General features: G+C 39.5%; 12 protein-coding genes. 10 read left to right on the forward strand and 2 right to left on the reverse strand.

The window, feature by feature from the left end; translation table 11 throughout:
• Positions 1-4: 4 nt before the first annotated feature.
• From pheT to EF384_RS01740, 5 genes are all read left to right on the forward strand, one after another.
• Entirely contained in the window at positions 5-2,434 is a 2,430-nt protein-coding gene (pheT, locus tag EF384_RS01720; RefSeq protein ID WP_123779262.1) for a phenylalanine--tRNA ligase subunit beta, read from the forward strand.
• Between the two features lie 130 nt (positions 2,435-2,564).
• A complete protein-coding gene (locus EF384_RS01725) occupies positions 2,565-4,052 on the forward strand; it encodes a gluconokinase (RefSeq protein WP_123779263.1) in 1,488 nt (495 codons plus the stop codon).
• Positions 4,053-4,196: 144 nt separating this feature from the next.
• Positions 4,197-5,180: a phosphate acetyltransferase gene (gene pta, locus EF384_RS01730; protein ID WP_123779264.1), complete on the forward strand. Its 984-nt coding sequence runs from the start codon at positions 4,197-4,199 to the stop codon at positions 5,178-5,180.
• Positions 5,181-5,322: 142 nt separating this feature from the next.
• On the forward strand, positions 5,323-5,790 hold the full coding sequence (gene tsaE, locus EF384_RS01735; RefSeq protein ID WP_123779265.1) for a tRNA (adenosine(37)-N6)-threonylcarbamoyltransferase complex ATPase subunit type 1 TsaE: 468 nt from the start codon (positions 5,323-5,325) through the stop codon (positions 5,788-5,790).
• A 26-nt stretch (positions 5,791-5,816) separates the two neighbouring features.
• Positions 5,817-6,359: a GNAT family N-acetyltransferase gene (locus EF384_RS01740; RefSeq protein ID WP_123779266.1), complete on the forward strand. Its 543-nt coding sequence runs from the start codon at positions 5,817-5,819 to the stop codon at positions 6,357-6,359.
• Between the two features lie 82 nt (positions 6,360-6,441).
• On the opposite strand, the gene EF384_RS01745 is transcribed toward EF384_RS01740, so the two are convergent.
• Positions 6,442-6,681, reverse strand: a complete 240-nt coding sequence (locus EF384_RS01745; protein WP_123779267.1) for a TraX protein — start codon at positions 6,679-6,681, stop codon at positions 6,442-6,444.
• Positions 6,682-6,912: 231 nt separating this feature from the next.
• Between EF384_RS01745 and murB the strand changes: the two genes are divergently transcribed.
• From murB to EF384_RS01770, 5 genes are all read left to right on the forward strand, one after another.
• On the forward strand, positions 6,913-7,851 hold the full coding sequence (gene murB / locus EF384_RS01750) for a UDP-N-acetylmuramate dehydrogenase (RefSeq protein WP_123779268.1): 939 nt from the start codon (positions 6,913-6,915) through the stop codon (positions 7,849-7,851).
• A gap of 71 nt (positions 7,852-7,922) precedes the next feature.
• Entirely contained in the window at positions 7,923-9,599 is a 1,677-nt protein-coding gene (locus EF384_RS01755) for an ATP-binding cassette domain-containing protein (protein ID WP_123779269.1), read from the forward strand.
• A 39-nt stretch (positions 9,600-9,638) separates the two neighbouring features.
• Positions 9,639-10,340, forward strand: coding sequence for an AzlC family ABC transporter permease (locus EF384_RS01760; RefSeq protein WP_123779270.1), 702 nt, complete (start codon positions 9,639-9,641; stop codon positions 10,338-10,340).
• 12 nt (positions 10,341-10,352) lie between these two features.
• The gene (locus tag EF384_RS01765; protein WP_123779271.1) at positions 10,353-10,667 is read left to right on the forward strand and encodes an AzlD domain-containing protein; all 315 of its coding nucleotides are present in this window, start codon (positions 10,353-10,355) and stop codon (positions 10,665-10,667) included.
• 255 nt (positions 10,668-10,922) lie between these two features.
• On the forward strand, positions 10,923-11,801 hold the full coding sequence (locus tag EF384_RS01770; protein ID WP_123779272.1) for an oxamate carbamoyltransferase subunit AllH family protein: 879 nt from the start codon (positions 10,923-10,925) through the stop codon (positions 11,799-11,801).
• A gap of 578 nt (positions 11,802-12,379) precedes the next feature.
• Here EF384_RS01770 and fni read toward each other — a convergent pair.
• Positions 12,380-13,432: a type 2 isopentenyl-diphosphate Delta-isomerase gene (gene fni / locus EF384_RS01780; RefSeq protein ID WP_123779274.1), complete on the reverse strand. Its 1,053-nt coding sequence runs from the start codon at positions 13,430-13,432 to the stop codon at positions 12,380-12,382.
• Positions 13,433-13,435 lie beyond the last annotated feature (3 nt).

Consider the following 13,435-nt stretch of genomic DNA (forward strand, 5'->3'; position numbering starts at 1 on the left):
ATCAATGAAAGTATCATATAAATGGTTGAATGAATTTATCGATCTTGCTGACTTGAATCCGCAAGATGTTGGGGAACGCATGTCGCGTACAGGGATCGAAGTTGACGGCGTTGAAGCATTAGGTGACGGTTTGAAGAAAATCGTTGTTGGTCACGTATTAACTTGTGAACCACATCCAGATTCAGACCACCTTTCAGTAACCACTGTAAATGTTGGCGAAGATGAACCATACCAAATCGTGTGTGGTGCACCAAACGTAGCTGCTGGTCAAAATGTTGTCGTTGCCTTACCTAACTCACGTATTGCTGGCAATGTAAAAATTAAGAAAAGTAAAATGCGCGGCGTTGTATCGCAAGGGATGATTTGTTCCTTAGAAGAAATCGGCTACGCTAACTCTGTAGTACCTAAAGAATATGCTGATGGCATCATGGTGTTACCTGAAGATGCAGTTCCAGGTACAGACATTGTAGAATACCTACAAATGGATGACCCAATCATTGAATTAGATATCACACCTAACCGTGCTGATGCCTTTTCAATGCGTGGTGTTGCTTGGGAATTAGCGGCTGTATACAACCGTCAAGCAAACATCGAAACAACTGACACAAGCAAATATGAAGGTAAAGATTTAGCAGACGCGCTTGAATTGAAAGTGGCTGATACTGAATTAGTGCCAGAATACAATGCTTACTTAGTGAAAAATGTAAAAGTAGGACCATCTCCACTTTGGTTACAATTACGTTTAATGGCATCTGGTATCCGTCCAATTAACAATGTTGTTGACGCAACGAATTATGTTTTAATGGCAAATGGTCAACCATTACATGCCTTTGACTATGATAAATTGGCGAATAAAGTGATTGAAACACGTTTAGCTAAAGAAGGCGAAACATTAGTCACTTTAGATGAAGTAGAACGTAAATTGTTAGATACAGATATCGTCATTACTGATGGTGAAAAACCAATCGCTTTAGCAGGTGTGATGGGTGGTTTAGATACTGAAATCGACGAAAATACAACAAACGTATTAATCGAAGCTGCAGTTTTCGAACCAATCCACATCCGTAAAACAGCACGTCGTAACGGTTTGCATTCAGAATCATCAATGCGTAACGAACGTGGTATCAACCATGCAACTGTTGCAGAATCAGGTGCTTATGCAGCTGAATTGATGCATGAATTAGCTGGCGGTGAAATCGTTGAAGGTCGCGAACGTGTATCTGTAATCGACTTAACACCAGTTCAAGTATCATCAACTTTAACTTACGTGAACAAACGTTTAGGTATGGACTTAAGCTATGCTGATATCGAACAAATCTTTGCACAATTACAATTCGACATCGAAGGTGACGGCGAAAACTTCACAGTCTTCGTACCATCTCGTCGTTGGGACATTACCATTGAAGCTGATTTAGTAGAAGAAATTGCGCGTATCTATGGCTACGACAAATTACCTTCTCGCTTACCTTCAGTAAATGCTGTAAACATGGGTTACACAGATTGGCAATTATTCAAACGTCGTACCAACGATCAAATGTTGGCAAATGGTTTCAACCAAGTAATTGGTTACTCATTAACAGGTGACAACCAAACTGTACTTGAAATGGAAAATGCTAAACCAGTAGCGTTAGACTTCCCAATGTCTGACGACCGCCGTGTGATGCGTACCAACTTATTGAGCACTTTATTAGAAATCGTTCAATACAATGTAGCGCGTAAAACAGCTGACGTAGCCATCTTCGAATCTGGCCGTGTCTTTAAATGGGCTGACGCAGCATTACCAGTTGATGAAACACATCTAGCTGCTGCTTGGACAGGTCATGCGGCAAGCAAAACTTGGAGTCATCCAGCAAAAGTTGTTGATTTCTACGACATGAAAGGTGCACTAGAAGCAGTCTTAGACAGCTTCAACCTAGACGTAGCTATCAGCTTTGAACCAGCTAGCGACTTACCAGACATGCACCCAGGCCGTACAGCCCTAGTTTACGCTGAAGCAAAAGGCCAAGAACCTGTACAATTAGGATTCATCGGACAATTACACCCATCAATTGCCGACAAATACGACCTAAAAGATACATTAGTATTCGAAATCTCATTAGAAAAAGTATATGCCTTACCTAAAGTTGATGTGAAACAATCACCAATCGCTAAATTCCCTGGATCAGAACGTGATATCGCCATCTTAGTTGCGGACACCGTAACAAATGCTGAAATCACAGCTGCCATCGAAAAAGCATCTAAAGGTGGTATCCTTGTTGCAACTGAAATCTTCGACGTTTACCAAGGTGAACATATCGAAGATGGTAAGAAATCAATGGCTTACACATTAAAATACTTAAACCCACAAGCAACATTAACTGATGAAGAAGTAACCGCTGATGTAGCACGAATTACAGAAGCGCTAATCAACGACTTCCAAGCTGAAATCCGTTAATAAACAGGTCGAATGACCATTTTAGAAGCAACAACTCATTGATATATCCAGTGATTTGTTGCTTCTTTTCTTTGATGAAATGTAAACGTTCCCACATGTAATTGGGAAATACTGAAAAAGAGAGGTTACTATGCAATATTACGTAGCAGATTTAGGGACCACCAATTTAAAATTAGCCGTTGTCCAAACACCTTATACCATTATCGAAACCATTGAAGCCCGTAACATTATCGACCAAGACGAAACAGGTAAGCATGAAAGCAATCCTGAACGTGTCGTCCAACAATTAAAAGACTTGTTAGGCCAAATGGCGGTCAAATACCCAGATATCGATCGTTTAATTTTTTCAACGCAAATGCACGCGCTCTTAGCCACGAATCCCGATGGTGAGGTATTGATGCAAACCATGACCTGGGCCGACTTACGCGCTAAGCAAGTCGCTAAGGCCATGCGTGAAAATGGACGTGGTGATAAATACTTCCAAATTTCAGGAACACCTATCCATTCCATGAATCCCTTTGTAAAATTGGCTTATTTAAACGATGCAAAACCAGCATTATTTGCCGATACAAAAGTACAATTTATGGACATAAAAGCCTATATAATTCGCAGCTTAACTGGTGAATTTATCATCGACTATCCAACAGCATCCTCCATGGGTCTTTTAGATATTGATGGGAAAAAATGGTCTCGCGACTTATTGGACTTAGTCAAATTAACCGAAAATCAATTGCCAAGTTTACAAGCACCGACAGCCAGCTATCCTGTAAAAGCTGATATTCTGGCCGAATTAGGCTTGCCAACATCATTCCAACTCCTACTAGGGTCAACGGATGGGGCACTTGCAAATCTAGCGAATCTGGCATACGCTGTTGAAAATCAAGCTAATGATCAATTGGTCAGTCCCTTTGTTTTTTCATTTGGGACTTCTGGGGCCATTCGTTATTTAACAGAAGATTTAGTGGTTAGCGAGCGTGGGGCTTTGTTTACTTATATGGTAGATGAAGGGCAATATTATATTGTGGGCGGTCCTTTGAACAATGCGGGTAATGTCCTAGATTGGTTGTATCAAAACTTTGCTTTCAACGAATTAGGTATGTCTTTTTCCCAAATGCTAGATGCACTGCACGGGGAAGCTGTAACAGACCATGGGCCATATTTCCTACCTTATTTGAATGGTGAACGTGCGCCTTATTGGAACGCGTTTCTACGTGCTGAATTCAAGGAAATTGCGGGCAATACTAGTCGCATGGCTATGGCAAAAGCGGTGTTTGAAGGGGTATTTCTGGAAGCACGACAAGTGATTGAATTGGTGCTCTCTACGACAGATGTTGCATTGCCATCTATTCAAGTGAATGGAAAAATCTTTACGGATTCGGCTATTTGCCAATGGATAGCCAATATTTTAGGGGTGCCATTGCAATATGTTTCTAGTGAAGATGCCAGTGTTGTTGGGGCAGGGATTATGATTGAAGGTCCAGGACTGAAGCCCTTGCCAGAGGTGAAAATTGTGATGCCTGAAACTGACCAAGCTGCTTTATATGATACAAAATTCCAGGCATTTAAAGCCTATGCAGATCAAGCAGATATACAATCATATGCAAAATTGTTTTTATAATCCAGAAAAATTGTTTTGAAATCAGTATAAGTAGACCTATAAGCAAAGATTATTATGTTTGCAATAATTGTTATAACAAAAGATTAGAGAACATGTTAAAATAAGGTATGTAAACGTTTTATAATTCTAGGAGGTTATTGTTAAATGGATATGTTTGATAGTTTAAAAGCAAAAATTAATGGTAAAAAAATTCGCGTCGTTTTCCCAGAAGGATACGATGAACGTATTTTGGGTGCTGTAGTACGTTTGAAAGCAGAAGGTTTAATGGAACCAGTTTTACTTGGTAACCCAGAAAACTTAAAAGAGATTGCACAAGAACGTGGCTTTAACATCAACAATATCGAAATTATTGATCCAAACAACTATGATGCATTCGATGAAATGGTTGCTGCTTTTGTGGAACGCCGTAAAGGGAAAGCAACTGAAGAACAAGCTCGTACAATTTTACGTGATGAAAACTACTTCGGTACAATGTTAGTATATCAAGATATTTGTGACGCTTTAGTATCAGGTGCACGCCACTCAACTGGTGACACTGTTCGTCCAGCATTACAAATCATCAAAACAAAACCAGGTGTGCGTTCAACATCAGGTGCCTTCATCATGTTACGTGGCCGTGACCAAGAAAAGTATGTCTTCGCTGACTGTGCTATCAACATCAACCCAGATGCAGAAGGTTTAGCTGAAATCGCTGTTGAATCAGCTAAAACAGCTGCTATGTTCGACATCGACCCTAAAGTTGCTTTATTAAGCTTCTCAACAAAAGGTTCAGCGAAATCACCTGAACAAGAAAAAGTAGCTGAAGCAACTCGCTTAGCACAAGAAAAAGCACCACAATTTGAAATCGATGGTGAAATGCAATTTGATACAGCATTCGTTGAAGCTGTTGCGAAACAAAAAGCACCAGATTCTAAAGTAGCTGGTAATGCAACTGTATTCGTCTTCCCTGAAATCCAATCAGGTAACATTGGTTACAAGATTGCACAACGTTTCGGTGGTTTCGAAGCAATTGGACCTATCTTACAAGGTATGGCGAAACCAATTTCTGACTTATCACGTGGTTGTGTTGAAGAAGATGTTTATAAATTAGCAATTATCACAGCTAATCAAACATTGATGGAAGACTAATCCTAGAATAGTAAAGCATATTTGTCTTAACATTTTCACAATTATACAACTAAAAGACTACACGAGTGAGTTTTCATTCTTGTAGTCTTTTTCTTTTTTTAGTAACATTAGCATAATGACAAGTTTGAGAAAGAGGTGTATGATGGCAATCACAATCAATTGGGCAAGTGAAGAAGATACGTCTAGATTTGCTACTGCGCTCGCTACAATGGTTTCTGCTGGAGATATTATCTGTCTTGAAGGCGATTTAGGTGCGGGGAAAACGACTTTTACCAAATATTTTGCAAAAGCCCTTGGCATCGAGCAAGCAATTAAAAGTCCAACTTATACCATTATTCGTGAGTATGAAGAAGGGCCAGTACCTTTATATCACATGGATGCCTACCGTTTAGAAGAAACGGGTGGGGAAAGTGTTGGTTTAGAGGACTATCTAAACGGAGATGGCATTACAATCATTGAGTGGCCACAATACGTGTTAGAAAATTTACCCGAGGATTACCTATGGATTAAAATCGAAAGTACAGGGTTAACAAGTCGTCAAGTGACCGTTACAGGTGAAGGCATCACAGGGCAAGATTTGTTGATGCAATTAAGCAAAGATTTTGCCTAGTCAAGGAATAGAAGGATTGAAATAATATGAAAAAAGAACAATTAGAAATTACCTTAGCAGATGCCTTACCGAAAGATGCTAAAGCCTTGCTCGATTTTTATAAAGAAGTTGGGGCTGAAACGGATTACTTATCTTTTGGTGCAGAAGGTCTAGGTATCAATCAAGAACAAGAAACGCGCTATATTAAATCGCTAGAAGATGCGCCAAACAACCGCTTACTAATTGCCCGTTTAGGCGATGATATTATTGGAGTCGCTAGTGTTGGTGCAGAACAACATGCAAAAATCGCCCACGTCGGGGAACTTGGCATTAGTATTTTACGTCGTTTCTGGGGTCTAGGTTTATCTAAAGTCATGATGGAAGATATGATTGATTGGGCCATTGAAAATGAAATTTTACGTTACTTGCGCTTAGAAGTAAGCAATGATAATATGCGTGCTATAACTTTATATGAAAAATATCGTTTTGAAAAAATCGGGAAAACACCTAATGGTATGTACCATGATGGTCAATTCCATGATTTAGTCTTAATGGGCTTAAATGTGGAGAATACTGATCAAGCTGAATAAAATGACATAAGAAATACCCTGTAAAAACAGCGAAATATCGTCGTTTTTACAGGGTATTTATCTTTTATAGTTAAGTAAAACCTTATTTTAAAATAGCCATGGCAATCATGACGATTAGTAAAATCACTTCAAGCGTGATGAATGTCCATCGCCAACGGTTGTCTTTTTCATTAAAGGCAAAAATAATCGCTACGATAGGAATTAAAATACTTAGGGTTACATTGGTCCAAGCAATTTCTGCAGCCGGACGACCAACTTGTAAACCAGCATAGATAAAAGTTAGGGCAAGCATCATTAAGGCATTACGTCGAATAGTGTTCATGAGAGATCCTTTCATACAATTTACATGTGTTTTAATCTTTCTTAAAAATTTATCATAACATGCATGACGATAATTATTCAAGCATGCAATATTGAACGTGATAGCAATGTAAATATACGGTAAAATGTGTTATTATTAATTAGATTATACTAGCACTTTATGAGAAGAAAGCAATAAGCGCTTATTCTCGATTCTATATGCTAAATATATTACCAGGAAGGGTAATTCAACATGTTTTTAAACGATTTGCGTAGAGCATTTCCTAATGCCAATATGAAATTTAATGAACCATTGAAACACTATACATATACGGAAACTGGTGGACCGGCAGATGTCCTCATTTTCCCAGAAACAGCAGAAGAAATTAAAGCACTTGTCCGTTTTGCCAATAAAGCACATGAGCCCGTACTTGTATTAGGTAATTCAAGTAACGTCATCATTTCAGATGAAGGTGTCTACGGCGTGGTCCTAATGCTTACTGAAATGGACTACATTTCTTTTGAAGGTGATGAAATTAAGGCTGGTGCCGGTAGTAAAATTATCGATGTCAGTCGCCAAGCAGGTGACAGAAGCTTAACAGGCTTAGAGTTTGCTTGTGGTATTCCAGGATCTACTGGTGGTGCCGTGTACATGAATGCCGGTGCTTATGGCGGCGAAATTTCGGAAGTACTGGTAGAAATTGATGTTGTATCTAAGGCTGGTCGTTTTTACACAATCAGTAACGAAGATTTGAAATTGGCATACCGTTATTCAGATTTACAAGAATCTGGTGATATCGTGGTTGAAGCACGTTTCAAATTACAAGCAGGCGATTACGACACAATTCAAGCGACAATGGCTGAGCTGACTGAAGCTCGTGAGTCAAAACAACCGCTTGAGTACCCATCATGTGGTTCAGTGTTCAAACGACCTGAAGGCCACTATACTGGTAAGCTGATCCAAGAAGCCGGCTTGCAAGGCTATACAATCGGTGGTGCTCAAATCTCTAAGAAACATGCCGGGTTTATTATCAACATCGGTGGTGCGAGTGCAACAGATTATATAAATATGATTCACTTTATTCAAGAAACGATTTATAAAAAAGACAATGTACTGCTAGAACCTGAAGTTAGGATTTTAGGAAAACGTACAAAATATGATGTCGTAGATGATGGTTTTGAACATCAATAAGGCCGCATATCAGGATATACAATTTTTTAGAAGATAAACAAATAAATTTAATTGAAAGGGGCATTCATTATATGTCCAATCCTTGGATGCAATTTAAAGGTGTATCGTTTACCTATGATGGTGCTGGTAGACGTGCCCTAAAAAATATTAATTTAACCTTTTATCGTGGGGAAAAAGTCCTGATTATCGGTGCCAATGCCTCAGGTAAATCCACTTTAGTGCGCGCACTACGTGGCAAACTTGGGACAGATGAATTCCCTGGTGAATATGAAGGCGAAATCGTTAAATTCGATTTAGATATGGAAACTATGGATGCCACCATCATGGCAGACGCGGTGGATCATCATCTAGAAGAAGCAACGACGATTACCAATGGTCGCAAACGTTCAAGTGACTATGTGCCTAATTTTTCAGAGGAATTAAAACGTCGTATTTTAGAGCATCCCTCAGACGCCAATTTAAAATTTGAAGATTTATCAGAAGGCCAACGCGACATTCAAAATTTTGTCAACAATGTCAACTATGACCAATCTGTCTTTATTTTTGATGAGCCCTTAGCCAATCTAGCGCCACGTGCCGGACAAGTCTTTATCGATTTGGTGGATGATATTCATCATAATACGGATGCCACAATTGTGATGGTAGAATACCGCATTGAAGAAGTCTTATCCCGTCCAGTTGATCGTGTCATTGTCTTATCAGAAGGCCGAGTTATTTTTGACGGCGATCCAGAGAAATTATTGAAACGTAATATCCTAAACTCGCTTGGCGTGGGTGAGCCATCTTATGTGTCTGCCATCCGTTATACCGGCTATCCATTAGAAAAGCTACGCAACATTTCAAACGTCAATTATGTACATGGTCCTGACCTAAAACGTACAGTTGAGTCATGGCTGCTGACGGTACCAAATTTTGTCCAACGTCGAAGTGACAAGGCTATTTTAACGCTTGAAAACGTATCGTATACCTATCCGGGCCGCGAACGTTCAACCCTGACCAATGTATCCACGGAAGTTTACGAAGGGGATATGATTTCTATTGTTGGGAAAAATGGTTCTGGCAAGTCAACCTTAGGGCAAATTATGGATGGTAACATTGTTCCGGATGAAGGCAAAGTATTCTGGCACGGCGAAGAAGTCACAACAGACAACTTGTGCCACATGAAAAATGAAACCGTCTATATCCAACAAAATATCGATCAAAGAATTATTGGTTTCACCGTCAACGAATATCTACGTGATATTGCGCAACGATGTAACTACAGTGAAGAAGAGGCTGCACAAGTGATTCGCGAATCCTTGAAGACAACAGGTCTCATGTACGCTGCGGAAATGCGTATTGGTCAATTGTCATTTGGCCAACAAAAACGTGTCATGTTATCTTCAGCCTTAGTGAATAAGCCATCATTACTAATTATTGATGAGCCATCTGAAGGCCAAGACTTCCATCATTACAATGAATTTATGCAATATTTATATCAAATTAATCAAGAACGTAAGATTGCGATTATTATCAATACCCATAATATGGACTTGATTTTGGAATTTACCCGTCAAACATGGGTATTGTCAGAAGGTGAATTAATTGCGGATACGAAACCAATTCGTGTCGCAACGGACCATCGTCTCATTCAAAAAGCCTTCCTAAGTGAATCGAATTTATATGTATTTGCACGTCAAATTGGTTTGATGGATCCTTATAATTTCATTCGCAAGTTTATGGATTATCATCGTGAAATTAATCGTTAGCTCGTAATTTTTTCAAAACATAGGGTGGAGGTAGAATGAATGCAAGATGTATCGGTCAGTCGGTGGAAATTCTCTATGCCGATTGTCATTGGTTATTTGCCGGTTGGACTAGCATGTGGCTTATTATTAAGTGATGTAGGATTAGCATGGTGGCAAGTTGTTTTAATGAGTACCCTAGTGTTTGGTGGTTCCTCGCAATTCCTTGCGGCGGCCTTACTCGCTCAAGATGCGAACTTATTTGAGGTATTTATTTCAGTCCTATTATTGAGTTCAAGACAAGGACTTTACAGTGTTTCCTTAGCACCTTATTTGAAAACAGTGCCACGTTTCAAAGCAGCATGGCTAAATTATATGACTGCAGATGAATCTTACGCTGTGAATATTGTGAATTTAAGAGATTCGGATGAAGCCCATCCGTGGATGATTAATGATGCCTTATTTGTTGCGACATCTACATGGTTGTCATGGGCTATTTTTACTGCAATGGGTGCATTATTTGGGACATTTATTGAAATACCTGGTGTAATTTCTAACTTTGTGATGGTCGCTATGTTCATTGGTATTTTGGTACCGAATATTGGCAACCGCATGATGTTGTCGTCCATGCTTGGTACAGGCTTGATATCAATTGTCTTGATGATGATTTTCCAATCATCATATGTCATTATCATGGTGACAGCAATTGCTTTAGCTATCGTATTTTATTTCTTAAAACGCCAAGAAAATCACCGTGTTGTATAGGAGGCCTAGTAGATGACATTATTTATTATTATATTAGGGTTGACCTGTACAGCTTTACGCGTGGTTCCAGGCTTGGTCATGCGTAATGCCAATATATCGCCAATTGTTTATAAAACCATGTCATTTCTGCCAGTGATCATCTTCACGGCAATGATTTGTACAGACGTATTCTTCTGGGATGGCCAATTCAACTTGAACGTTTTAGAGAATATCAAATTAATTCCAACAGTAATTTCTATTATTGTTGCCTATTATCTCAGAGACATCATCAAAACAATTGTTGCGGGTGTCGGCGCTATGGCTATTATGTACATGATTTTTATTTAATTTGAATTGTAAGCTGGTGCGATTGCATCAGCTTTTTTGTTTGGTTGAGATCGGTATTTTCTATTCAGAAACGTTAAATGATGTCATGAAGTTCCCACATAAATACAATAAGTACCGATTCTGTATTGAATTGGTACTTTTTTTGTAGCATAAGTGATATTTCACAAGTTATTTTATAAATTTCCAGTTATAATACAATTAGAGAAGTACACGATTCAAAGATACAATTGTATTACACGAAAGTAGAGGTGACGTATGGGCGAATTACAAGCTACCCCCATTATGTTGACAGTGAGTTCCTTGGTCTATCCCCTTAATAAATTTGGCCGCATGGGTCACATCCATAGTAAATTTGATGGTTCCTTCATCGTTCAGGTCAAGAACCAGCTCATGCACTTTGGCTGTTATCAACGTTACATCGCAGGGTTTGGCGCCTACATGTCTCCAGAAGACTTTGAAACCATCAGCCCCTGCATCGAAATAGGCAACCGTGTCCGTATCACAGATGCTGATATAACCTTTTATGGGAAAAAGAGCAGCCAAACCTTTGCTTACAAAGCCTCAAAAGTCGATCAACGACTACATGCTCTGCCATACTCACAACACCTCTTAAACAGCTTCATGAACGCTTACCAAGATGCCGCTGAGGGCATAAGCGTGGGCTTGAATACAGACGAAGCACAATTCCAAGCAATCCAACACATGCTAGAACAAGTAGATAACCAAGCCATTGATTGGGACAAAGTAATCCATTATCTTATCGGTCGTGGCCGTGGTTTAACGCCATCAGGTGACGACATGTTAGTCGGTTACCTAGCTATCATGAAATTGTTTGCCGTATTTCGCGCAGAAGACTTATCTGATCAATTACAAGAAAGTCCCTTATCAACAACCGATATTAGTCGCGCCTATCTCTTAACAGGTGCTGAGGACTATTTTTCAAATCCAATATGTCGCATCTATGCAATCTGCAAAGACGCCAATCAAATGACAGAGGACGACTTAACAGAAGCCTTGTCAAAAGGGATTAGTGACATCATGCAAGGATGGCACACTTCTGGCCAAGACATTACCTTTGGTTTGGGTATGGGCTTACGTTTTGTACAACACGCCCACGCAAAAGTATCTAAATAATAGTAATTCATACTGAAAGAACCTGAAAGCTTTGAGGCTTTCAGGTTCTTTTTATGATTTGGGAGGGGGCTTTGGCGCGCCAAAGCTTTCCATTCGATTACTTCAATTTAGGATATTCAAGAATGACATGGCCATTCTCGAAAATTTTGGGATTTTCTCAAGAATGGTATTTCATATTTGATAATTTGCTGTATTTTTTCAAATATGAAACTTCATATTTTAGAGCGATTTTACATGTATCAAATATGAAAATCCATATTAGAATTTTTCAGCGATTTTTATAGTATGGAAATCGATACTAGAATTTTCCGCCAATTTTTAGAGAATGAAATGCCATATTTGATTTTTATGCCAATTTTTTCAAATATGCGTTTCCATATTTGAATTTCCACAAAAAAGCAGCCCCATAGCATAGCTACCGAGCTGCCTTAGCGATTTTTGTCGCACTCTGTTAAAACCTGCTCCAAAAATCAGCTTTGACTGCGTTTCAGAAAAATCCGTAAATCCCAAAGTACGGGCTTTACGTTCATTTTCTTCCAACGGTTCAAAGCTTAGCGATTTTTGTCGCACTCTATTATTTATTTGCTTTGGCTACGTGATGCGAAGTATTCGATGTTGATACGGCGAAGACGTGACCATTCGGCTGGTTTGCCGGAAATAATGAGGTCTGTGTTCAAAAGGTCATCAATGTTTTGACAATCTAACACCATCATCAATAAACGTAATTGTTCATCGTATTCCTCAACCATTTTAATCGTTGCGGGCACGCCTTTAGTCAAGACACCATGCAAGAATTGCACGGACATACCGACTGCAGAAGCACCTAAGGCTAATGATTTTAGTATATGCATCGGATTTTTCACACCACCGGATGCTAGAATTGTTGTTTGATTCATCAAAGGTTGGGCTTCAAGTAGGGAAATAGCTGTTGATTGACCCCAGTCAGTCATATAGGCAAATTCTTTGTTCTCTCGGCGTGCATTTTCGATGTCGGCGAAATTGGTACCACCCGTACCTGAAACGTCAATCGTACGTACTCCAAGCGATTGCAAGTGGTGCATGGTTTGGTAAGACATACCGAAACCAGTTTCCTTCACCATCACTGGAATATCTAGACCTTCAACAATGGACACGATGTTATCTTCCAACTTGCGAAAATCACGGTCACCTTCAGGCATGACAATCTCTTGGGGTGTATTTAAGTGAATTTGAAAAGCATCAGCTTCAAGCAAATCAACCGCACGTTTGGCATCTTCTAAGGTTTTGTCCGCACCAAGGTTGGCCATAATAAAACCATTAGGATTGACGTCACGAATTACGGTATATGAATCCGCTACGCTTGGATCCTTTAAAGCTGCAGAAACTGAGCCGGGTGCCATTGGTAAATGCGTTTCACGCGCCACTTCAGCAAGCATGGCATTAATTTTTTTGGTCCAAGCTGACCCACCAGACATGGCATTAATATAGAAGGGGCGATCAAACTTCCGGTCAAAAATAGTGGTTGAAAGGTCAATGCTATTGAATTCTTGATGAGATAACGACGGGTGCACGAAGCGAATGGATTCGAAATCGGTCTCCTTTTCGCTATACTGCATAATCGCGTTATGCACATGGGCATCTTTACGGTTCATATG

It is taken from the genome of Aerococcus agrisoli (assembly GCF_003797145.1).
Lineage (GTDB): Bacteria > Bacillota > Bacilli > Lactobacillales > Aerococcaceae > Aerococcus > Aerococcus agrisoli.